Here is a 22,022-nt window from a genome sequence, read left to right as displayed (position 1 = left end):
ACTAGTTCTCTCCCTTTAGCGGATCAAATGCTGTTGTTTCACCTGTCTCTTGGACAATTGAAATTAGTTGTTCTTCGGCATGCTGTAGTTTGCTATGGCAAAATTGAGAAAGCTCCATGCCCTGTTTATATAAATCAATCGCATTCTCTAATGGTACATCACCTTGTTCTAATTGGCGGACTATTTCTTCAAGTGCCGTCATTGCTTCTGCGAATGTTTGTTGCTTTTTCGCCATTTCTATTCCTCCTTATTATTTGGCAAGACATTTGTCACTTCGGCAATTACTTTCCCATCGTGGAAGGACAGTGTTAGTTGGTCCTGCCGCTTTAAGTCAGTAGACGATTTCAACACTTTGTCATCTTTGTAGGCTACAGTAAATCCCCTCGTTAAAATAGCAAGTGGATTTAAAGCTTCAAGTGTTCGCACAGATGCCTCAAATTGTTGCTTCTGCTTTGTCACATATTGTGAAGCTGAACGTGTTAGCTGCTGAATACGGTGTTCCAACTCTCTTTGATGAAAAACAAGTGCCTTTTTCGGTGATTGCTGCTCCACAGCGCTATGCAATTTTTGTAGCTTAGCTTCTTTTTTCATCAAATCAACTTGCATTGCTTTTTGTAAAGTCGTCTCAAGCTGTGCTAAGCGTTCTGTAAATGGTCGATACAATCTATCTGGCATCGCTAAAGGATAAGACTGCTGTAGCTTATTTAGACGTTGTCGTTCTGTTATAAGTTGCGCCCTCACAATTTGGTGGAGCTGTGATTTTTGCGTCAATACTCGTTGATATAGCTCCTGCTGATCAGGAACAGCCATTTCAGCTGCTGCAGTAGGAGTCGGCGCACGCAAATCTGCCACAAAATCGGCAATCGTCGTATCGGTTTCATGCCCTACTGCGCTAATAATTGGAATCCGACTGTCAAATATGGCGCGTGCAACTACTTCTTCATTAAACGCCCATAGATCTTCAATAGATCCCCCACCACGTCCAACTAACAATACATCACATATTGCATCTTGATTAGCTCGTTCGATATTTTGAACGATACTAGGCGCAGCTTGTGCTCCTTGTACAAGTGTTGGATAAATGATTATTTCAGCAAGTGGATAGCGTCGTTTTAATGTTGTACAAATATCACGAATTGCTGCACCAGTAGTGGACGTTAAAACACCGATTTTTTCAGGAAACTTCGGAATTGGCTGCTTCCATTCAGGTTTAAAAAGACCTTCTTTTTGAAGCTGTTCTTTCAGTTGGTTAAAGGCAACAAATAAGCTACCGATACCATCTGGTTGCATTTCCTGCACATATAATTGATATGTACCATAGCCCTCGTAAACGTTTACATCGCCTCGGATAAATACTTGCATGCCATCTTTTGGCTCAAAAGCTAATTTTGTTGCTGCGGTTTTAAACATCGTTGCAGCAATACGTGCCCCATCATCTTTTAAAGTAAAGTAAATATGTCCAGATTGGTGTACTTTCACATTTGATAGTTCACCTTTGACATACACTTCACGCAGATGTGGATCAGCATCGAATTTTCGTTTAATATATTTCGTTAACGCTTTTACAGTTAAATATGAAGAAGCTGATGACATTATTTTCGGCTCCTTTACTAAAATCAAGTTTTTCACAAAACTACACTTATCATAACATTTTTTAATGCGCCTGACGTGAGAAAATACAGTTTCAATAGAAAAAACGTCTGTCTTTCAGACTACTTGAAAACAATACTGTAACATATTTATTCCCATCTTGGCTCGTAAAAGTCGCTTCTTTTTGTCTGTCTTTTCGAGTTTTGCTTATGTTAATCAGCGATTGGATTCGCTCTATCGGCGATTAGCTTTATTTTAGTGGTGATTTCCTCTATTCTATCGGCGTTCACTATACTCTAACCAAAATTTTTCGTCCCAAGTCTACTCGTTGTAATTTGCAAAAAGAGAGCCACCTCAAAAGTACTGAGATGGCTCTCTAAGCAAACGAAAGATTCTATTTTAAATTATTACTTTATTTTTGCAAGTTTTATTTCTGCTGCCTGCACTGTGTTGAAGAGTAACATTGTGATTGTCATCGGTCCTACACCGCCTGGTACTGGTGTAATGTGAGATGCAATACCGTCAACCTCTGTAAAGTTTACATCTCCGCAAAGTTTGTTGTTTTCATCACGGTTAATACCGACATCAATAACAACAGCCCCTTCTTTGACATGCTCTTTTGTAATAAAATTCGCACGACCAACCGCTGCAATTAAAATATCCGCTTGTTTTGTGAATGAAGGTAAATCTGGTGTTTTTGAATGTGTATATGTCACTGTTGCATCTTTTTGTAATAATAGTTGGCCCATCGGTTTCCCTACGATATGACTTCTACCAACAATTACTGCATGCTTACCTGCGATTTCAATCCCTGAATATTCAAGAAGTTTCATCACGCCAAACGGTGTACATGGTAAAAATGTTTCTTGGCCAAGCATCATCTTCCCAACGCTGACAGGCGAGAAGCCATCAACGTCTTTTTCAACAGCGATTGTAGCTATAACAATATTCTCATCAATATGTTTTGGCAGTGGTAATTGTACTAAAATCCCATGAATATCTTCACGAGTATTTAATAATTCAATTTGCACTAAAAGCTCGTCTTGTGTCGTTTCCTCAGGTAGTTTAATTAACTCCGAAAACATCCCAATCGCTTCACAAGATTTTTGCTTATTTCTCACATATGTAGCCGAAGCTTGGTTGTCCCCTACTAGAACAACTGCTAAGCCTGGTGTTAATCCTTGCTCTTTTAATCGAGCAACGCGCTCTGCTACTGAATTACGAATTTCTTGACCAATCTCTTTACCATTAATAATTGCACTTGACATAAACCTTAGTTACTCCTTCCAATTCAACACGTTTTTATTGTTCTGTAAATTTAGAAAGTACGCCATTGACAAATTTCGACGAACCATCGTCTCCAAATGTTTTGCATAACTCGATTGCTTCATTAAGTACTACTCTTTTTGGTGTTTCTTGCATGTATAAAAGTTCATATACAGCTAGTCTTAAAACTGTTCTCTCAATTTTCGGTAGACGGGCAAGTGACCACTTTTCTAGATGCTGCGATAATGCCGCATCAATTTCCTCTAAATGTTCAGCTGTTCCATTAATAATCTTTTCGTAGAAAGCATTTGTAGGTTGACCTTTAATATGTTCTTTTGCTTCTTCGACTGTAAGATCAGTATTGTCTAGCTGAAACAAAACTTGCAACGCTTTTTCACGTGCTTCATGTCGTTTCATGTAAAGCTCTCCTTCTTAAGTGGCATTAAGGTTTATAATAGCATAAATTCATACGAGAAACACGAATTCAAGCAAGTTTTCAATAATCTGAAACCTTTTTCAAGCAACTTTCTACTTATTTTTCTCTTCAACTTTGTTGATATGAATAAAAAGAAATGCTACCTTTGTTTTTTCTTTAATAAATCTTTCATTTATTAATACGGAAAAACACCATTTAAGGTTCCCCAAATCGTAGACAATCCTAGCTGATTCAAATTTTTTCTGTAATTGAAAACAAAATGCTTAACTTAAGAAACCTTGTACAACATGACTAAAGCATTTTCTTTTTCAGCCGAAATTATTTAAAACTCCGTCTTCATTTTATTGACATAATTATTAACTTCCTTATTATTATGAGCTACATTATATTTTGTAATGGATAGAAGTCTAAAATGTTCTATAATACTTTCAATAAACCTTTATGTCTAAAAATAAACTAAAAGCAAATGCTACATTAACACTAGTGGAGGCCAACTATGAAAGAACATTATTATACTATTGGTGAGGTCGCAAAATTAGCAAATCTATCTGTGCAAACACTGCGATATTATGACCAAATTGATTTGTTTAAACCTGCTTATACAGATTCCGCTAGCAATTATCGCTATTATAAAGATAGTCAGATTTTTTATTTAGATATCATTAAATCGCTCAAATACATTGGCACATCGCTAGAGGATATAAAAAAGGCACTTATGCTGACATCTGAGGAGCTACTTGGCTTTTTAGAACACCAAGAGCAACGTTTGGAGGAGAAAATTTCACGACTCAACGAAGTGAAATATACCTTATTAAAAACGAAAAAACAGATGCAAGAGCAAATTGAAATTCCAATCTTCGGAGAGGTATATACACGTTTTGAAGAAGAAATGCCTATATTACAAGTTACTACGACTGAACTTACGCCTACATCTAGCACCAATACGTATTATGGAACATTAACAAAAATCATTGAAAACGAAGGAAGTGTCTTAAATAGTCGATATGGATGTATTTTTCCGCTCGCGCATTATCAAGATGTGAATGATATTATTTATGATGCAATATTCACACCACTATTAACGGAACGGACTTTTTCTAAACTGTCTGCTAACGTAAAGCAAACGATTGTACCAGGAGGTAAGTATGCTTGCATCGCTTTTATTTACCATCCCGATACGTATTTTTCTTTTTATGAAAAGCTTAAAAAACATGTAGATTCTCAGAAAGCATCATTTGAATCAACCGTTTACGAATTTTATATGCCTACAACAATTTCATCTGAGCGTGAAAAGAAATTTATTGTCGAATTAAAAATTAGACAAAATGCTATTTAGCCTTCTCTTTTGCGCTTTAACCCCTCTTTTAACAGGTTTTTAATGGATGTATACTGTATAACTATTGCGTTTTACTTGCACACTAATAATGCCTAGAAAGTAATAACAAAAATTAAAACAAATCTTTTGACCCTATAGTTACTATAGGGTTTATTGTATTAGATGGAAATCTTCTAGTAGATTATCAATCTCATGTATTGTGAAATGTTGAAGGAGAGAAAAATGAACAAGAAACAAGCTTTAACCTTAACTATTTTGTTATCCAATTTATTCATTGCCTTTTTAGGGATAGGATTGGTTATTCCCGTATTGCCAACTATCATGAATGAACTGAATATAACAGGCTCTGTCGTTGGCTATATGGTTGCAGCATTTGCCATTACCCAACTTATTGTATCGCCAATCGCAGGAAGACTAGTCGATCGCGTTGGTCGAAAAGTTATGATTGTTGTTGGTCTAATTATTTTTGGACTTTCAGAACTTTTATTCGGGATGGGCCGCTCAATTGAAATTTTATTTATATCACGCATGCTTGGTGGTGTAAGTGCTGCTTTTATCATGCCCGCAGTAACTGCATTTATCGCCGATATCACAACAATGGCACAGCGTCCAAAAGCACTCGGCTATATGAGTGCAGCGATTAGCACTGGTTTTATTATCGGACCAGGACTCGGTGGATTTTTAGCAGAATTCGGCACACGTATACCTTTTTACGCTGCAGGTGTACTCGGTTTTATAGCGGCAATATTATCGTTTACACTATTAAAAGAACCTACACGTGCAATGGATGACACTGAAGCTGCTCCATCTATTTTAAGCAGTGCAAAGCGTGTTTTTAGTCCTTTATACTTTATCGCGTTTGTGCTTATTTTTGTCCTTTCCTTTGGTCTAGCAGCATTCGAATCACTCTTTAGTTTATTCGTCGATCATAAATTTGCATTTACACCATCGGATATTGCCATTATTATTACCGGAAGTGGAATTATTGGCGCACTTGCACAGTTGTTATTATTTGATTGGCTTACAAAGAAAATGGGCGAAATCAACGTAATTCGATACTCACTCATCCTTTCTGCTGTACTGACATTTGCGATGACAATGGTTAATCATTATTTCGCCATATTATTTGTTACATTCTTTATTTTTGTTGGCTTCGATTTAATCAGACCTGCCGTTACTTCTTATTTATCTAAAATCGCGGGGAATGAGCAAGGCTTTGTCGGAGGAATGAACTCAATGTTCACAAGTCTCGGAAATATTTTTGGACCAATCATTGGAGGCATGTTATTCGACATTGATTTAAACTATCCATATTACTTCGCTACAATCGTCTTAGTTTTCGGTATTATCCTCGCATTTTTCTGGAGGAAACCAAAAGATATCGCTTTATAACTGTTAAAGTTGTTAATCACAAAATAAAAAAGAGGAGTTGCCTGCTATGGTGAAATATTCACCACGCTGGCAGCCCCTCTTTTTTTAATTATTGTATCATTACTTCCTCTTTTTCGAAGTGAATACCTGTAATATGTACATTCACCTCGGCTGTTTCAAGTGCAGTCATATTTAAAATTGCTTGGCGAATTTGCGTTTGTACATCCTTTGCCACTTTCGGAATCGCATAGCCATATTTTACAGAGCAAAATACATCAATAGCGATTTCTCCATTTTCTGTGACACCTGATTTAATGCCTTTATTGTGTACTTTTTTACCGAAACGTTCAACGACGCCAGTTGCAATATTGCCACGAGTTGCTGCGATACCCTCTACCTCGTTAACCGCGATTCCAGCTACAATTTCAATCACTTCTGCAGCTACTTCAATTTTCCCAAGCTCTTCTTTACCAGAAGGAGTTGGTTGTACGAAAGATTGTCCTACTTTCTCTGCCATACAATATCATCCTTTCCACTACGCATCGCAAGCAAATGCTGTTGTTATGCTTATTATACTATAAAAAGGAAGGTTTAGCTTAGGAAAGACGCTTTTCATTTTTTGAATACAGCTCGGTCATTGATTATAATCCCTCTTTTCAAAACGAAGCGAGCAAATTGTTAAGTTTATTTTTTCAGTTTTGAATTGTTTTTTTATATACATTACATTTTTTCTACAAGTGGCTTTTTCCACAATCCAACGATAGCAGCCGTAACCACTGCACCAACTACTAACGACACTAGGTACATAAGTGGGTTTTTCACGGCCCAAATGACAAAGATACCACCGTGTGGAGCTTGAAGTGTACAGCCAAAATATAAAGCTAAACCACCAGCAATTGCTGCACCGATAACAGAACTAACGATAACACGTATCGGATCTGCTGCTGCAAATGGAATTGCTCCTTCTGTAATGAAGGAAAGACCCATAACAAAGTTTGTTTTACCAGCATCACGTTGAGCTAGCGTAAATTTCTTTTTAAAGAATGTTGTAGCGAGGGCTAAACCAAGCGGTGGAATCATACCACCAATCATGACTGCTGCCTGAGGAGCATAATGACCTGCATCGATCATCGCTATACCGAATGTGAAGGCCGCCTTATTAATTGGGCCCCCCATATCAACTGCCATCATCCCCGCAAGGATAATACCTAAAAATATGATATTTGTTCCGCTTAAACTATTTAACCATGCAGTTAATCCATCCATTATCCATTTCACAGGGGTATTCACAACAAATATCATAATGAAGCCGACAATCACCATGCTAAAAAATGGATATAGCAGTACAGGCTTGATTCCCTCGAATGACTGAGGTAAATGAGAAAATAGTTTTATTAAGCCTAAAACAACATAACCTGCTAAAAACCCTGCCACTAATCCCCCTAAAAATCCCGCACCACCTGAAGCAGCTAAGAAACCACCAACCATACCAGGCGCTAAACCAAGACGATCAGCAATCCCCATTGCAATAAATCCAGCTAATACGGGTATAAGTAATGCAAAGGCATTTCCACCACCTATTAAATTTAGAGCTTCAGCAAAAAGTCCTTCAGCATTAATTCCTCCGATTAAGAAAGATAAAGCAATTAATAAACCGCCACCAACAACAAACGGTAACATATTAGAGATACCGTTCATCAATGGTTTATAGAAGTATTCTTTGAACCTATTTTCAGTAATGCCTTCTTCAGTATTGCCACTAGATTCACGTGTTACATTAAAAATTGGTGCATCTTGATTTAAAGCACGGTCAAGCAACTCATCTGGTTTACGAATACCCGCTGCAACAGGTACTTTAATGACATGTTTACCGTCAAAACGGCTCATTTCAACTTGCTTATCGGCTGCAACGATAATCGCTGTTGCTTTGTCAATTTCCTTTGCAGTTAAAGCGTTCTTAATTCCAGTTGAACCATTTGTTTCAACTTTTATTGCAATTCCTCTTTCTTTTGCTTTTGCCTGTAATGCATCAGCAGCCATATATGTATGAGCAATACCTGTAGGACATGCAGTTACAGCTAGAATTAGTCGCTCTCTGTCTTTCTTTTTTGCAGTTTCTTCTTCATTTTCTTTCGCTTCAATTATACGAATCACATCTTCTGGAGATTGCGCCGCTAATAAATTCTCGCGCAACGTTGTATCCATCAATAAGGAAGAAAGACGAGATAATGTTTCAAGATGCTCATTATTAGTACCATCACTTGCTGCAATCATAAATAATAGATGGGCTGGTTGTCCATCTAATGATTCATAATCTACACCTTTCGCAGATTTTGCAAATAAAATGGATGGTGTTTTTACTGCATCTGTTTTTGCATGAGGAATCGCAATCCCTTCCCCGATACCAGTAGTACTCTGATATTCTCTCTTTAAGATCGCTTCTTTAAATCCATCAAAATTGTTTAAACATCCAGCTATATGTAATTTTTTAGCCATTTCATCTATAGCTGCATCTTTGCTAGTAGCAGCCAAATCGATAATAACGGTATCTTTTTTTAATAAATCCGTAATTTTCATAGTCGACTACACCACCTATATTAAATTTTTTTGATAGTTACTTGATCAAATAAAAAATCAATTTTTTCTTTTGAAGCTAAATCTTCGCTAAAAGTAGTAGCACTTCCGCTTGCAACAGCCATTTGGAATGCTTTACTAAAGTTTTGCTCTTTCGCATAAGTGCCAATAAAGCCTGCTACTAACGAGTCACCTGCTCCTACAGAATTCACCACTTCACCTTTCGGTATAGAAGCCTTGTAAACTTCACCATTTGTAAATAGCAGTGCGCCATCGCCAGCCATTGAAACAATCACATTTTCAGCTCCCATTTCTACAACTTTTTTACCGTATGAAATGATTTCATCAAACGTCTTAATTGCAACGCCGAACAAATCGCTTAACTCATGATGATTCGGTTTTACTAAAAAGGGCTTATTTTGTAATACTTCAGCCAAAACATTTCCACCCGCATCCACTACAACTTTCACTCCACGTGTACGATACATCCTTGTTAAATCTGAATAAAAGGTTTTAGGCAGTGAAGGAGGGATGCTGCCTGCTAAAACTAAAAAATCGCCTTGTTGTAAGCTCTCTAACTTTTTATATAACTCCCGTATATTTTGTTCGGTTAGAGCAGGTCCTTGAGCATTCATTTCAGTCTCTTTCCCTGTTTTCAGCTTGATGTTTATTCGAGTATCTTCCTGTATTTTTACCAAATCTGTTTGAATCCCTTCACTTTCTAACGCGCCTTGAATGAATGCTCCTGTAAAGCCTCCAATAAAACCTAATGCGACAGAAGGGACGCCAATCGTGTTTAAAACACGAGATACATTGATTCCTTTTCCACCTGGAAATTTACGCTCACGCTCAATACGATTGATTTGATTGATTTGAAAATTGGCCACCTCAACAACTAAGTCAATAGAGGGATTAAGTGTTACTGTATAAATCATGATGTCACAACCTTCAAGCTTGTTTTTTCTAAGTATTCTTTAATAGTGTCATTATCCACATTCGTTGTCATAATGCTTGCCTTTTCTATCTCCGCTACTTTTGCAAAAAATATTTCTGAGAACTTACTCTTATCAGCCAAAACAAACGTTTCTTCAGCTAATTGCATTGCAGTTTTCTTAAGCGCAGCTTCTTCAGGATCAGGCGTTGTAAATCCATACTTTACATCAACGCCGTTCATACCTAAAAAGCACTTATCAAATCGATACTGTTTTAAATTTTCTTGCGCTACAGTGCCAACTATTGCTTTCGTATTCATTTTTATTCTTCCGCCTAATATATAGGTCGGGATATTGGCTGACGTTAATGCATCAACATGCATCAAGCCATTCGTTACAACGATGATTTTTTTATTTTTGACAAAAGGAATCATTTCAGAAACAGTCGATCCTGCATCAAAATAAACACAATCTCCGTCACGAATCATGCTCGCGGCAGCTTTAGCAATGATTTGCTTATCATAAAGGTTGATGGATGATTTATCATGGATTGTTGGCTCATCAATTTTGGAAGAAGGATGCGTTGCTCCTCCATGAATCCGCTTCAGTAGTCCTTGCTCTTCTAAAAGTGCTAAATCTCTCCTAATCGTTGACTCGGATGTTTTCGTTCTTAGCACTAAATTCTGCAACTCCACTACACCATTAGAAGTTAATAAATCTAAAATAATATGATGTCGTTCCGCTGTAATAATAAGCCTACACCCTCTTGTTATGTTATAAAAAAATTGCAGTTAAACTCGAAAACTTCGACTTTAGCTACAGCCTAATTTAACTATAAATTTTATTGACACGATTTTAATAAATACTTTTTAACGTAACCTTCTACTTCAAGCGCTGTCGTTAGTTTAAATATTTGCTCAAGATGCTCAGTTAGTTCCGTTTTAGCTAATTTCGCAATTTGTGCACGTGCCTTTAATATAGACGGAGCACTCATTGAAAATTCATCTAATCCAAGCGCCAACAAAATCGGAATAGCTATTTCGTCTCTAGCCATTTCACCACACATTCCTACCCATTTACCATTTTTATGTGCAGCCTCAATGACTGTTTTCACAAGCCTTAAAATGGCAGGATGATAAGGCTGATACAAATACGAAACTTTTTCATTCATACGGTCTGCTGCTAAAGTATATTGTATTAAATCATTCGTTCCAATTGATAGAAAATCAGCCTCTTGCGCGAATATATCAGCAATAATTGCTGCAGATGGGATTTCAACCATCATCCCTACTTCAATCGTTTTAGATACTGCAATTCCTTCATTTAGAAGCTTTTGTTTTTCCTCAAATAATAATGATTTTGCCTCTCTAAATTCTTCAAGTGTTGCAATCATTGGGAACATTATTTTCAAATTACCGTAAATGCTTGCTCTTAAAAGGGCACGTAATTGCGTACGGAAAATGCCCCGCATGTCTAAACAGAGACGTACTGCACGATAACCTAAAAAAGGATTCATCTCATGCTCTAGTTTTAAATAAGGAAGGTTTTTATCGCCACCAATATCCAATGTGCGAACGACAGTAGGTTTGCCTTGCATTTTTTCAAGAACCGTTTTGTACGCTATAAATTGCTCTTCTTCAGTTGGCAATTCATGGCGATTCATATATAAAAATTCGGTACGAAATAGTCCGATTCCATCCCCACCATTTGCAATAATCGATTCCACATCTTCTGGCTTCCCGATGTTCCCTGCAATTTCTACACGATAACCATCAGCGCTCACGCTATCACTAAAACAGTATTGCTTCAGTAATTGTTTCTTCTCATTGTAAGCTTTCTGTTTCTCCAAGTAATTATCGAGTATTTCCTCCGTAGCATTTATAATTACTTTGCCACTCGCACTATCAATAATAACTGGAGCCCCTTGCACAATATCTTGCGTGGCTGTTTTAGTGCCCACAATAGCGGGAATCTCCATCATTCTCGCTAAAATAGCAGAATGTGAAGTTACGCCCCCTATATTAGTAATAAAGCCTTTTACATAGGATGTATCTAATTGGGCCGTTATAGATGGAGTTAAATCTTCCGCAACAATAATGACATCTGTAGATATACGGCTATAATCCGCTATTTCTATACCTATCAAATGAGCTAGTAAGCGAGTTGAAATATCGCGAATATCTGCCGCACGTTCTTGCATATATCCATTTTCCATTGCTTCAAACATTTCAATATATGTATTGGCGGTTTTTTGGACAGCAAATTCTGCATTCCAGCCATCATTAATTATTGTTTCAATTGCTACCATAATTTCTGGATCAGCTAACAGCAATAAATGCGCGGAAAAAATAGCTGCCTTTTCAGCGCCGAATTTTCGATTGGCAATAGCGCGGATATTTTCTAATTCCAATTTTGCTTTGATAATCGCCTCTTGCAATCTATCCTTTTCTGCATCGATATCCTCAATCCTTTCTTTTTTAAACGACAAGTCGGGTTCAACTAAACAATAAGCTTTCGCTACAGCGATACCATCGGAAACAGCAATCCCTTTTATTTCTAGCATTCTTCACCAATCCCTTGAGAGATGATTACTTTTGTTACTTTATCCATTAATTGTTGTGCGTCTGCACCTTCAGCTGAAATTTCTATAACTGAACCCAGTGAAATCGCCAGTGACATAACGCCCATAATTGATTTTAAATTTGCAGATCTATCTTTGTATGTAATGGTAACGTCCGATTTAAATGAGGACACAGTTGTTACTAATAATGTCGATGGTCTTGCATGTAAACCTTCTAGTACTGTAATTTTGAATGTTTTTTTCATTTTGATATCCCCCTAGAAATTTTTCCTATGATTTATCAAGAAGTTTAAGTGGTTTTCATGATTGTTTTTGGATGTTTATGTTACAGTTTTAAGTTCAATCAATCCAGCCACGAGCCATTCGTTTTACGGTTTTATTATAGAACATCGAAAAACTACATTCAATCATTTCCATCCAAAAACGCCCAAAAACAAGCAGCATTTTTCAAGCTAAAGGAATTTGCTTATTTGGTCTTCACGCCCCCTTTTCCATTTATCTACCATTCTCTTTTCCTAAATGCTATAATACATAAAGATTATTCAGACAGCAGTAGATAGGGGAATGAAGATGGAAACTGAAACAATTGAAAATGAAGAAAGCGAAATATACAGTTATCAAACCTACAATATTTTTGCATATATTATCGGTTTAATTATATTTCCATTATTAGGGTTGATTATGGGAATTGTCGGTGTAAAACAGCGCAAGAAACATGCTTGGAGTATTATTGTTGTTTCAATTATTGGTTGGGGGCTAAATTTTTTCTTAATGAATAAACTATATTAATTTTTACATCATGAACTTCTGGGATAAGATATATGCTTATACGTAAGTTCTTTAGGATGCTTACATAAAAAAACCTTCAATCTACTTAAAGTTGAAGGAAAAGAAAATCATTTCAATATTTCATTTGCTTATTTTTTTACAAACATATACTAACCCATAACTATCATTTGTGGCTGGCGTTTCGTTCCAATCCTGATAAACCGCAATGATTTCAAAGCCATTGTAAAACAACAACCTTTCCATTTCTTTTGGAAAGACATATCTTAAGCTAATTTTAGTGCTCTTTTCATCTACAATTTGACCATCATTGTTTTTATACTTTCTATTCGTCGTATAGTGTTGAATTTGATTTAATGAATCATAATGACTAATCGTATAAAGGTCTACAATTTGAAGCGTTTCACTATCAGTATAAGTTCTCCAATATTCTTCTGTGCTCGGTTGCAGCAATTCCTCAACACTCGGGAACCTTGTACCAAAAATGAAAATGCCACTAATTTCTAAATGCTTGTGCACAGAGGAAAGGAATTCATCTTGCAATTGGTTTGTAAGGAAATGTTGAAATGTATTACCTACTGAATAGATGAAATTACTTTTAGTTGTTAAATTCAATTTCGTACAATCTTGTTCCACCCATTTGATTGGCAAATCAAGATTAGATGCCTTTTTCTTTGCCTCATTTAACATGCCTTCATGTATGTCTACTCCTATCAATTTGCAACCGTTTGTAGCCAATGGAATAGTTATTCTCCCCGTGCCACAAGCTAAATCAATAATAGTACCTTGCGTATTTGATGCCCATTTTTGCAAAAATGGCAATTCGGGCATGTATTGTTCATTTTCTTTATCATATAAAGTCGGGTCATCGTATTCTTCAAAATTATAAAAAACCATGTTAGCCCCCTATCAATTCGCTATTTCTATTAATTAATAATTTTAACATAAAATAGAAAAAATAATCCCTCCCCATTTCTCTTTAGACGCAAAAAAACCTCCTGACTAGTAAAAGTCAGAAGGGTATTAACAAATCAATTATTTGCTTGTTCCTAATACGTCGTTCTCTTCCAAGAATTTCGTGTTGAATTGCGCAGATTTGAAAACGTCATTGTTCATTAGTGCTTGGTGGAATGGAATTGTCGTATTGATACCAGGACCAGCTACTTCAAATTCGCCAAGCGCGCGATTCATTTTTGCAATGGCTTCTTCACGCGTATCAGCATGAACAATAAGTTTTGCTACCATTGAATCGTAGTATGGAGGAATTGTATAACCTGCATAAACAGCAGAATCGATACGTACACCATAGCCACCTGGTGTGATGTAAGTGTCTACAGTACCAGCTGATGGCATGAAGTTTTTGTATGCATTTTCTGCGTTAATACGGCATTCAATTGCCCAACCATTTATTTTAATATCATCTTGTGTGAATGGAAGTTTCTCACCAGATGCAATTTTTAATTGTTGTTGCACAAGATCGACACCAGAAATCATTTCTGTTACTGGGTGTTCTACTTGGATACGCGTATTCATTTCCATGAAGTAGAACTTGTCCTCTTGATAGTCGTAGATGAACTCGATTGTACCAGCACCTTCATAGTTACAGGCTTCGGCTGCTTTCACCGCTGCTGCACCCATTTCTGCACGACGTTCAGATGATAGTGCAGGAGATGGAGCTTCCTCTACTAACTTCTGCATACGACGTTGTACTGTACAGTCACGTTCGCCTAAATGTACGACATTACCGAAACTATCAGCTAACACTTGAATTTCACAGTGACGGAAGTATTCGATGAATTTTTCTAAATATACGCCAGGGTTACCGAACGCTGCAGCAGCCTCTTTTTGCGTAATATCAATGCCTTTTACAAGATCTTCTTCTGTACGAGCTACACGGATACCTTTACCGCCACCCCCAGCAGTTGCTTTAATAATTACAGGGTAACCGATTTTCGCAGCCCACTCTTTACCTGTTTCGATATCTGGTACAATACCAGTACCTGGAACAAGTGGAACACCTGCAGCTTCCATTGTTGTACGAGCAACGTCTTTAATCCCCATGATTTTAATTGAATCAGATGAAGGACCAATAAATTTAATGCCCGCATTTTCACACGCCTCAGCAAAATCAGCATTTTCAGAAACGAAACCGTAACCAGGATGGATACCGTCTGCTCCTGTTTTTTCTGCCACGCTTAATAATGCTGGGAAGCTTAAATAAGAATCTTTTGATAGCTTCGGACCGATACAATAAGCTTCGTCTGCTAACTTCACATGTAATGCATCTGCATCTGCTTCAGAAAATACGGCAACTGATTTGATGCCTAACTCTTTACAAGCACGAATAATACGTACAGCGATTTCGCCGCGGTTTGCGATTAAAACTTTTTTCATGGTTTGCACTCCTTACTCAGCTTTTACAAGGAATAATGGTTGACCGTATTCTACTAAATCGCCATCTTTAGCTAGTACTTCAACGATTTCACCTTTAACTTCTGCTTCGATTTCGTTGAATAGCTTCATCGCTTCTACGATACAAACAATTGTTTCGTCGCCTACTTTGTCGCCCACTTTTACGTATGCTGGTGAATCTGGGTTTGGAGCTGCATAGAACGTACCTACCATTGGTGATACAATTTTATGTAACGATGGGTCGTTACTTGCAGGTGTTGCGGGTGCTTCTTCAACTTTTGCTGGAGCTGGAGCTGCTACAGGTGTAGCTGGTGCAGATTGTTGTACAACAGGGGCTGTTTCTACTTTTTTAGGTGCCACAGTTTCAGTAACAACAACACCATTCTTTTTTAATTTAACTTTTGCGCCATCTACTTCATAAACGAACTCGTCGATTGAAGAAGAATCTACTAATTTAATAATTTCACGAATTTCTTGAATTTTGAACATTTCTAACTCTCCTTATGAAATAAAATCTACTACAATCACTATTCTATATTTTTTTGACACAATTTGAAACACTTAAATGAAAATTAAGTAAATATAAACATAATAAAAGGCTTTCTTTTACTAAACGAAAGCCTTTTCATTATGCTGATATATAACAACGATGAGTTAATAAACGGAATATTCCTTTTTTTCTTTAAATTTTCTAGTAGTTGTTTGCGCTGAATTTAACTTGCACGTCATTTGCGCCTTCCCACTCTGTTTTTACTAGATAAATAATCTCATTTGCTTGTGATTTTGATAACTCTTCCGCCATAACTGTGACAGAAACTTTCTCACCTTCCGCTCTAACAAAAGCATCGGAATAGCCTAATGATTTAATAAGCATTTCAAGCATTGCCTCTGCCGATTCCTGTTTAATTAAACCGTCAATTTCATTAAAGGCTTCATTTTTTTCTTCAGCAGTATATTCTTCTGAACCAATTTTTTGTGTTAGCTGTTGACGTAATTGACTTCTTTCATCACTAACTTGCATACGCATTTCTTCAAATAAGTGACTTGGAGACAATACTTCTTGCGTTGCATCTTGATTCGTTGCCTCCTGATCTGTAACACCTGTAATCGCTGTTTGCTGTAATGTATCATCTGTAAAAATTGTTAAGCCATTAAATTGTTTTGCAGGATCAACCAAATAATAAACTGAAATTACTGCTACTAGACTTAATAATGTCATAAACCAAACTGTTCTTCTACGTACGCGCATTTACTTTTCCTCCTTATTTTCCATTGGAACGATAATAATTCGATGAATAGGTAATTGCATCACTTGACTGACGACAGCACGTATTTCATTTTTGACAAAAATATCTGATGCACCTTCTGAAACAATTAGCATTCCTGTTACATCCTTCGTACTTTGGTCAGTCCCTCGAAAATACTGGCTAAATAGTTTATTTTCATCCTTCGCATCTGTCATCTCTCCGTAATAAAAATATACTTTTACCTCCCCAACGCCTTGCATAGCCTTAAGCGTTTGCTCAAGTTTTTCTTCATTCGTATTCGGTGTTACTTGGTCATTTGTTGAATTCGTTTGATACATAGGTAACACGATGAAAATTCCTACGGAGGCAGCAATAAGCATTAATACAATAAATGACGTTGTTTTTTTTCGTACCTTTTCCACATCACTTCTACATTGCCTCCTTTCATCATCTCTTTTTCAAGTGTATGTACGCTTGTTTCCTCCTATGAATTGATAAATGGAATCTTTAATAGCATTTGCAAAAATACTAACGTAATGACAAGTTTTGTTAGTGAAATTATTTGTTGGTCATCAGTTAGAAATACGAATAATTGACAAATAAAGAGCAACGCCAATAAAAGAATCAATCTATCTCCCCCCAACCATCACTTGCACGAAAACGATAAGGAAAAAACAAGAAAACATAAATGAAAAAGCAATTAGAAATGATACTGCACATAAAGTAAATAGAGATTTACTAACATGATCGAGTAATTTACAAATATCATCAAAAGCAATCGGTTCTAAAATAGCTGCTAATAGTTTCAACGAGTATGCACTCACTACGAGCTGGACAGTCGGAATAAACGATACTGTAATAACTGCTATAAAGGCACTGATACTACTAATGGATGTAGAAAATTGAGTCATATGCTGAAACATCGAAAAACTATCAACAATAAATGAACCGACTACTGGAATATTTTCTTCAATTAATTTTTTTACTGGCTCAGCAACAGCTTTATTAACACTAAATGCTGCAACTCCGCTTGCCGACATTAAAATGATGTAGCAAATAACGGATGCTGAAACGATACTCATAATGGTAAAACGGATTAACTCTGCAATTCTTGTAAAAGATATTTCTTTGACAATGACACTACATACATCAAAAACGATGGCAAAAAGCACACCTGGGATAAGCCATTTACTACTAATAATCGTGAGGACTTGTACAAAAAAAAGCAAAAAAGGCTGCCAAGAAGCAATAGCAGTGATGCTGCTAGATAACAAAAAACTTGAAGTAAGAATGGGATAAAATGCCGTAAATATATGTGAAAGTCCTTTTGCAATTTCATCAATTAGTTGAAATGAATTGACGACTACAGGCCCTATAGTTGCTAACACAATAAGAAAAAAAAGTATTCTTGTCCCTTTTTCAAATTCTGGTATGATCATGTTAACAATCAAAAAAATGATGACGTAGCCACACAATATAAGCGTCATCTTGAGCAAGAGAAAAAATGGATCGATTAAAAATGAAATGAGTTGCTCCTGCACCAGCCTCGCCCCTTAGTTTAACCTTTGTAAAATAGCGGACACCCCCTGTAAAACATCCAAAAATTCTTTAAACCAATACAACAAAATAACAATTTTTACAGCATCGAAAACAATACTGCCGAGAATTTTATAGCTATTCTCCACTAATAACATAGACACCCATTGCCCTACATAAAAAAGGCTAGCACTCATCACTATGGCTTTTGCATATGGCAAAAATGTAAGCATTCCGAGTAATTGTTTAATAAATGGCAACAGGAGTGTCGTAAACAAAAGACTGAACAACAAAAACGAAAACATAACACTTATTAGCGCGTGGAGTGGCTGTATGACTTCTTTTATAAGCAACAATAAAAGCAGCATGACAACAGCAACAATGACAATTTCCATTTACTTACCCAGATGAGGTCAACCACTGGAAGAATGTTAATATTTCAGTGAAAAATAGACGTAGAAATCTGAGTAATTCTGCTGTCATATATAAGTAGGCAATGAAAAATAAGAAAAATGAAAATTCTTTCTTCCCTGTTTGATCAAAAAAAACATGAAGAAGCGCTACTACTAGTCCCACTCCAGCGACTCTTAATACGTCCTGTAATTCCATTCATACGCCCCCTCGTGTACAGCAATATATGTCGCTCTCCAAAAAAAAAGAACAGTGCCAGTCACTCAAACAATTCAGAATTGTTTGAGTGACTGGCACCTATACTAATTTTTCAATGATAGCTTTCACTGTACCTGGTTCCACTAGATGACTATTTTCACCCATCCACATCGATAAATATTGAGCATTTCCTTGCAATGTACTTTCTTTACGAATAGTAGATGTTAAATAATGTTGTAATGGATATGGAGCTACGACAGCACCCTTCATTTGTTCTGTAAAATGATTGGCTAAGCCACGTGCCGCTTTGCCAGTAAATGCATACGTTATAGTCGTCTGATGTGCCTTCGACTGTAATATAGCATTTTTATATAGCGGTGATATTTCACATTCATCGGCAACTAATAATGCTGTACCTATTTGTACCGCCTGTGCACCACCTGCTAATGCGCGCTTTACATCTTCTTTTGAGATAATGCCACCAGCTACTATGATTGGAATTGCAATTTTGCCCGCTACTTGCTGTAATAAATCTTCCCGAGCAATTAATTGGAGTGGTTCAATGAAAGACCCGCGGTGGCCACCAGCCTCGCCACCTTGTAATACGACTGCATCCATACCCGCTTGTTCAACATGAATAGCTTCTTCTAACGTAGTAGCAGTGCCAATGACATATACACCGTTGTCTTTTAGACGTTGAATAACCGCTGACGATGGGATGCCAAATGTAAATGAACAAACGGCTACCTGCTCTTCCAGTACTGCCTGTAATTGCCCTTCAAACACTTCGTTAGACGTCACGCTTTGTACAGGTGATAATCCTAACTCATCATAGTATGGCTGCAACGCCATACGTGCTTTGTGGAGCACTTCTATATCAATACGTGGCTCTTCCTGAACAAATAAATTGACCGCAAAAGGTTTATTGGTAAGCTTTTTCACTTCTTTTATAAAGTCTCTAGTTTGCTCTCCATTTAAATAACCCGCTCCAATAGACCCTAAAATACCTTCCTCTGCACAAGCTGCAACAAATTTCGGTGTCGTCACGCCTGCCATCGGTGCTTGAATTATTGGATATTGCATCTCAAATTTTTTTAACATTGCTTTCACCTCTTATCTGTATTGTAAACGTTATTTAGCCAGAAGACCTGCAAATTTTTTACATATTTTTGTATTTTGTGATAATAGATGAAAAAAACCTACTCTTTATGAAAAGAGTAGGTTCAATAAATAGCACTTATGCGCGTGATACGTATGAAGCTTCTGTAGTGTTGATAATTAACACATCACCTTGGTTAACGAAGAATGGAACTTGAACAATAAGACCAGTTTGAAGTGTTGCAGGTTTTGTACCACCTGAAGCTGTATCACCTTTAATACCTGGTTCTGTTTCTGTTACTTCTAATTCAACCGTGTTTGGTAATTCTACACCTAGCATTTCGCCTTGGTAAGATTGGATGTGTACTTCCATGTTTTCTTTTAGGAATTTTAATTCATATTCAATAGCAGCTGAAGCTAGTTCAGTTTGCTCATATGATTCTAAATCCATAAATACATGCTCATCACCTTGAGCATATAAATATTGCATTTTACGGTTATCAATTTGTGCTTTTTCTACTTTTTCACCAGCACGGAATGTTTTCTCATTCACAGAACCGTTACGTAAGTTACGTAATTTAGAACGCACGAATGCAGCACCTTTACCTGGCTTAACGTGTTGGAAATCTAACACGCGGTATAATTGGCCATCAACAATAATTGTTAGACCTGTACGGAAATCGTTTACTGAAATCATTTGTGTTCCTCCATTGTTTATAAAATGATGAGTTCTTTAGTCGAATGTGTTAGCAGTTCATTACCTGACTCAGTGATTAAAATATCGTCCTCGATACGTACACCACCAACTCCTGGTACATAAACACCTGGTTCTATCGTTACAGCCATCCCCGGTTCTAATACCGTTTCAGAACGCTTCGATAAGCCAGGGCCTTCATGTACTTCAAGACCAATACCATGTCCTAAAGAATGACCAAATGCCTCACCATAGCCTTTTTCTGTTAAATAGTCACGTGCAATTGCATCTGCCTGAATACCCGTTAAACCAGGGCCAACTTTTTCAAGTGATAAAAGTTGCGATGCAAGTACTGTATTATACATTTCTACTAATTTTTCAGATGGCTCACCAACTGCCACTGTACGTGTTATATCCGAAATATAGCCATTGTATAGTGCACCAAAATCTAATGTGACAAAGTCGCCTTTTTCAATAACCTTATTCGTAGCAACACCATGTGGTAGTGCTGAGCGAAGACCAGACGCTACAATTGTATCAAATGAGGACTGTGTTGCTCCTTGTTGTCGCATGAAAAACTCTAATTCATTCGAAACTTCAAGCTCTGTTTTACCTGGCTTGATGAAGTCTAAAATATGTGTAAATGCGTGATCTGCAATTTCACACGCAACCTTAATAATATTAATCTCTTGTTCAGTCTTAATCAAGCGAATTTTTTCAATTAATCCAGAAACGGGTATTAAATCAGCTTGAATCACATTTTTATATAACTCATATGTTCCAAAGCTTACAGTATCTTTCTCAAATCCCAATGATTTAATACTCATTGCTTTGACTTGTGTCGCAATTTCTTCTAGAAGCGTTACTTCGTGTTGTACAATACGGAAATCTTGTATTTGCGCAGCTGCTTGCTCAGTATATCGGAAGTCAGTAATAAATACAGCATCATTTTGTGACACGATTGCCACTCCTGCTGTACCTGTAAACCCTGTCATGTATCGACGGTTGTACTCGTTTGTAATTAAAATGCCATCGATGTTTTTTTCTTGAAGTGTTTTACGAAGCTTTTGTAATTTCAACATAATTATTTCTCCCTCTCAATAAAAGTGCGTAATGCTAGTTCATAGCCTTTCGTACCAAGTCCACTAATTTGGCCAAGGCAGGCTGGTGCAAGATAGGAATGATGGCGAAAAGCCTCACGTTTGTGAATATTGGAAATATGTACTTCAATAACTGGTACGGCAACTCCTGCAATTGCATCATGTAATGCTACACTTGTATGGGTATATGCACCTGGATTAAAGATAATACCATCATACTTTTCATCCTCTGCTTCGTGTACCCAATCAACAAGAACACCCTCGTGATTCGATTGACGAAACTCGACTGTCGCACCAAGAGAAGCCGCGAGATTTTGAACATTATTCTTTACATCTTCTAGTGTTTCATGACCGTATATATGGGGCTCACGTTTCCCTAGTCGATTTAAGTTTGGTCCATTCAAACATAATAACTTCACGCAGTATTCGCCTCTTTCTATGTACTTGTTTTTTA

General features: G+C 36.9%; 26 protein-coding genes. 3 read left to right on the top strand and 23 right to left on the bottom strand.

Annotated elements, in window-relative coordinates; all coding sequences use genetic code 11:
• Nucleotide 1: 1 nt before the first annotated feature.
• The 4 genes from xseB to nusB all read right to left on the bottom strand — a co-directional run bounded on the left by xseB (nucleotide 2) and on the right by nusB (nucleotide 3,273).
• On the bottom strand, nucleotides 2–235 hold the full coding sequence (gene xseB / locus JNUCC52_RS22510) for an exodeoxyribonuclease VII small subunit (protein ID WP_173479030.1): 234 nt from the start codon (nucleotides 233–235) through the stop codon (nucleotides 2–4).
• 2 nt (nucleotides 236–237) lie between these two features.
• The gene (gene xseA / locus JNUCC52_RS22505) at nucleotides 238–1,593 is read right to left on the bottom strand and encodes an exodeoxyribonuclease VII large subunit (protein WP_173479031.1); all 1,356 of its coding nucleotides are present in this window, start codon (nucleotides 1,591–1,593) and stop codon (nucleotides 238–240) included.
• Between the two features lie 404 nt (nucleotides 1,594–1,997).
• Nucleotides 1,998–2,858, bottom strand: a complete 861-nt coding sequence (folD, locus tag JNUCC52_RS22500; protein WP_173479032.1) for a bifunctional methylenetetrahydrofolate dehydrogenase/methenyltetrahydrofolate cyclohydrolase FolD — start codon at nucleotides 2,856–2,858, stop codon at nucleotides 1,998–2,000.
• A gap of 34 nt (nucleotides 2,859–2,892) precedes the next feature.
• Nucleotides 2,893–3,273 carry a transcription antitermination factor NusB gene (gene nusB, locus JNUCC52_RS22495; RefSeq protein WP_173479033.1) on the bottom strand — a complete coding sequence of 127 codons (381 nt, stop codon included), beginning with the start codon at nucleotides 3,271–3,273 and terminating at the stop codon, nucleotides 2,893–2,895.
• A 515-nt stretch (nucleotides 3,274–3,788) separates the two neighbouring features.
• Here nusB and JNUCC52_RS22490 point away from each other — a divergent pair.
• Nucleotides 3,789–4,628 (top strand): MerR family transcriptional regulator, encoded by an 840-nt coding sequence (locus tag JNUCC52_RS22490; RefSeq protein ID WP_337980883.1) that lies wholly within the window; start codon nucleotides 3,789–3,791, stop codon nucleotides 4,626–4,628.
• A 222-nt stretch (nucleotides 4,629–4,850) separates the two neighbouring features.
• Nucleotides 4,851–6,020 carry an MFS transporter gene (locus JNUCC52_RS22485; RefSeq protein ID WP_173479035.1) on the top strand — a complete coding sequence of 390 codons (1,170 nt, stop codon included), beginning with the start codon at nucleotides 4,851–4,853 and terminating at the stop codon, nucleotides 6,018–6,020.
• An 88-nt stretch (nucleotides 6,021–6,108) separates the two neighbouring features.
• On the opposite strand, the gene JNUCC52_RS22480 is transcribed toward JNUCC52_RS22485, so the two are convergent.
• From JNUCC52_RS22480 to JNUCC52_RS22455, 6 genes are all read right to left on the bottom strand, one after another.
• Nucleotides 6,109–6,516: an Asp23/Gls24 family envelope stress response protein gene (locus JNUCC52_RS22480; RefSeq protein WP_173479036.1), complete on the bottom strand. Its 408-nt coding sequence runs from the start codon at nucleotides 6,514–6,516 to the stop codon at nucleotides 6,109–6,111.
• A gap of 203 nt (nucleotides 6,517–6,719) precedes the next feature.
• On the bottom strand, nucleotides 6,720–8,576 hold the full coding sequence (locus tag JNUCC52_RS22475; RefSeq protein WP_337980882.1) for a PTS fructose transporter subunit IIABC: 1,857 nt from the start codon (nucleotides 8,574–8,576) through the stop codon (nucleotides 6,720–6,722).
• A gap of 20 nt (nucleotides 8,577–8,596) precedes the next feature.
• Nucleotides 8,597–9,508 (bottom strand): 1-phosphofructokinase, encoded by a 912-nt coding sequence (gene pfkB, locus JNUCC52_RS22470; RefSeq protein WP_337980881.1) that lies wholly within the window; start codon nucleotides 9,506–9,508, stop codon nucleotides 8,597–8,599.
• A complete protein-coding gene (locus JNUCC52_RS22465) occupies nucleotides 9,505–10,257 on the bottom strand; it encodes a DeoR/GlpR family DNA-binding transcription regulator (protein ID WP_173479119.1) in 753 nt (250 codons plus the stop codon). Before JNUCC52_RS22465 ends, pfkB begins: the two co-directional genes overlap by 4 nt.
• Nucleotides 10,258–10,346: 89 nt before the next feature.
• Nucleotides 10,347–12,068: a phosphoenolpyruvate--protein phosphotransferase gene (gene ptsP, locus JNUCC52_RS22460; protein WP_337980880.1), complete on the bottom strand. Its 1,722-nt coding sequence runs from the start codon at nucleotides 12,066–12,068 to the stop codon at nucleotides 10,347–10,349.
• Nucleotides 12,062–12,331: an HPr family phosphocarrier protein gene (locus JNUCC52_RS22455; RefSeq protein WP_173479040.1), complete on the bottom strand. Its 270-nt coding sequence runs from the start codon at nucleotides 12,329–12,331 to the stop codon at nucleotides 12,062–12,064. Before JNUCC52_RS22455 ends, ptsP begins: the two co-directional genes overlap by 7 nt.
• A 325-nt stretch (nucleotides 12,332–12,656) precedes the next feature.
• On the opposite strand from JNUCC52_RS22455, the gene JNUCC52_RS22450 reads away from it, so the two are divergent.
• Entirely contained in the window at nucleotides 12,657–12,875 is a 219-nt protein-coding gene (locus JNUCC52_RS22450; RefSeq protein WP_173479041.1) for a hypothetical protein, read from the top strand.
• A 120-nt stretch (nucleotides 12,876–12,995) separates the two neighbouring features.
• Here JNUCC52_RS22450 and JNUCC52_RS22445 read toward each other — a convergent pair whose 3' ends face one another.
• The 13 genes from JNUCC52_RS22445 to aroQ form a co-directional block, all read right to left on the bottom strand.
• Entirely contained in the window at nucleotides 12,996–13,769 is a 774-nt protein-coding gene (locus JNUCC52_RS22445) for a class I SAM-dependent methyltransferase (protein WP_337980879.1), read from the bottom strand.
• Between the two features lie 138 nt (nucleotides 13,770–13,907).
• The gene (gene accC, locus JNUCC52_RS22440; protein WP_337980878.1) at nucleotides 13,908–15,266 is read right to left on the bottom strand and encodes an acetyl-CoA carboxylase biotin carboxylase subunit; all 1,359 of its coding nucleotides are present in this window, start codon (nucleotides 15,264–15,266) and stop codon (nucleotides 13,908–13,910) included.
• Nucleotides 15,267–15,278: 12 nt separating this feature from the next.
• Nucleotides 15,279–15,773: an acetyl-CoA carboxylase biotin carboxyl carrier protein gene (gene accB, locus JNUCC52_RS22435; RefSeq protein WP_173479062.1), complete on the bottom strand. Its 495-nt coding sequence runs from the start codon at nucleotides 15,771–15,773 to the stop codon at nucleotides 15,279–15,281.
• A 202-nt stretch (nucleotides 15,774–15,975) separates the two neighbouring features.
• Nucleotides 15,976–16,533 carry a SpoIIIAH-like family protein gene (locus JNUCC52_RS22430; protein ID WP_173479063.1) on the bottom strand — a complete coding sequence of 186 codons (558 nt, stop codon included), beginning with the start codon at nucleotides 16,531–16,533 and terminating at the stop codon, nucleotides 15,976–15,978.
• A complete protein-coding gene (locus JNUCC52_RS22425; RefSeq protein ID WP_173479064.1) occupies nucleotides 16,534–16,953 on the bottom strand; it encodes a SpoIIIAG-related protein in 420 nt (139 codons plus the stop codon).
• 62 nt (nucleotides 16,954–17,015) lie between these two features.
• The gene (locus JNUCC52_RS22420; RefSeq protein WP_173479065.1) at nucleotides 17,016–17,159 is read right to left on the bottom strand and encodes a hypothetical protein; all 144 of its coding nucleotides are present in this window, start codon (nucleotides 17,157–17,159) and stop codon (nucleotides 17,016–17,018) included.
• A gap of 1 nt (nucleotide 17,160) precedes the next feature.
• On the bottom strand, nucleotides 17,161–18,072 hold the full coding sequence (locus tag JNUCC52_RS22415; protein ID WP_173479066.1) for a stage III sporulation protein AE: 912 nt from the start codon (nucleotides 18,070–18,072) through the stop codon (nucleotides 17,161–17,163).
• A gap of 12 nt (nucleotides 18,073–18,084) precedes the next feature.
• Complete coding sequence (locus JNUCC52_RS22410) at nucleotides 18,085–18,462, bottom strand: hypothetical protein (protein WP_173479067.1); 378 nt, start codon at nucleotides 18,460–18,462, stop codon at nucleotides 18,085–18,087.
• A 4-nt stretch (nucleotides 18,463–18,466) separates the two neighbouring features.
• Complete coding sequence (locus tag JNUCC52_RS22405) at nucleotides 18,467–18,676, bottom strand: hypothetical protein (protein ID WP_008179863.1); 210 nt, start codon at nucleotides 18,674–18,676, stop codon at nucleotides 18,467–18,469.
• A gap of 99 nt (nucleotides 18,677–18,775) precedes the next feature.
• Nucleotides 18,776–19,777 (bottom strand): NAD(P)H-dependent flavin oxidoreductase, encoded by a 1,002-nt coding sequence (locus JNUCC52_RS22400; RefSeq protein WP_173479068.1) that lies wholly within the window; start codon nucleotides 19,775–19,777, stop codon nucleotides 18,776–18,778.
• Between the two features lie 136 nt (nucleotides 19,778–19,913).
• On the bottom strand, nucleotides 19,914–20,471 hold the full coding sequence (gene efp / locus JNUCC52_RS22395; protein WP_173479069.1) for an elongation factor P: 558 nt from the start codon (nucleotides 20,469–20,471) through the stop codon (nucleotides 19,914–19,916).
• A 17-nt stretch (nucleotides 20,472–20,488) separates the two neighbouring features.
• Complete coding sequence (locus JNUCC52_RS22390; protein WP_173479070.1) at nucleotides 20,489–21,550, bottom strand: M24 family metallopeptidase; 1,062 nt, start codon at nucleotides 21,548–21,550, stop codon at nucleotides 20,489–20,491.
• Nucleotides 21,551–21,552: 2 nt separating this feature from the next.
• On the bottom strand, nucleotides 21,553–21,987 hold the full coding sequence (gene aroQ / locus JNUCC52_RS22385; protein WP_173479071.1) for a type II 3-dehydroquinate dehydratase: 435 nt from the start codon (nucleotides 21,985–21,987) through the stop codon (nucleotides 21,553–21,555).
• Nucleotides 21,988–22,022 lie beyond the last annotated feature (35 nt).

The organism is Lysinibacillus sp. JNUCC-52, assembly GCF_015999545.1.
In the GTDB taxonomy this organism is placed as follows: domain Bacteria; phylum Bacillota; class Bacilli; order Bacillales_A; family Planococcaceae; genus Lysinibacillus.
This window is presented reverse-complemented; position numbering and strand designations above follow the sequence as displayed.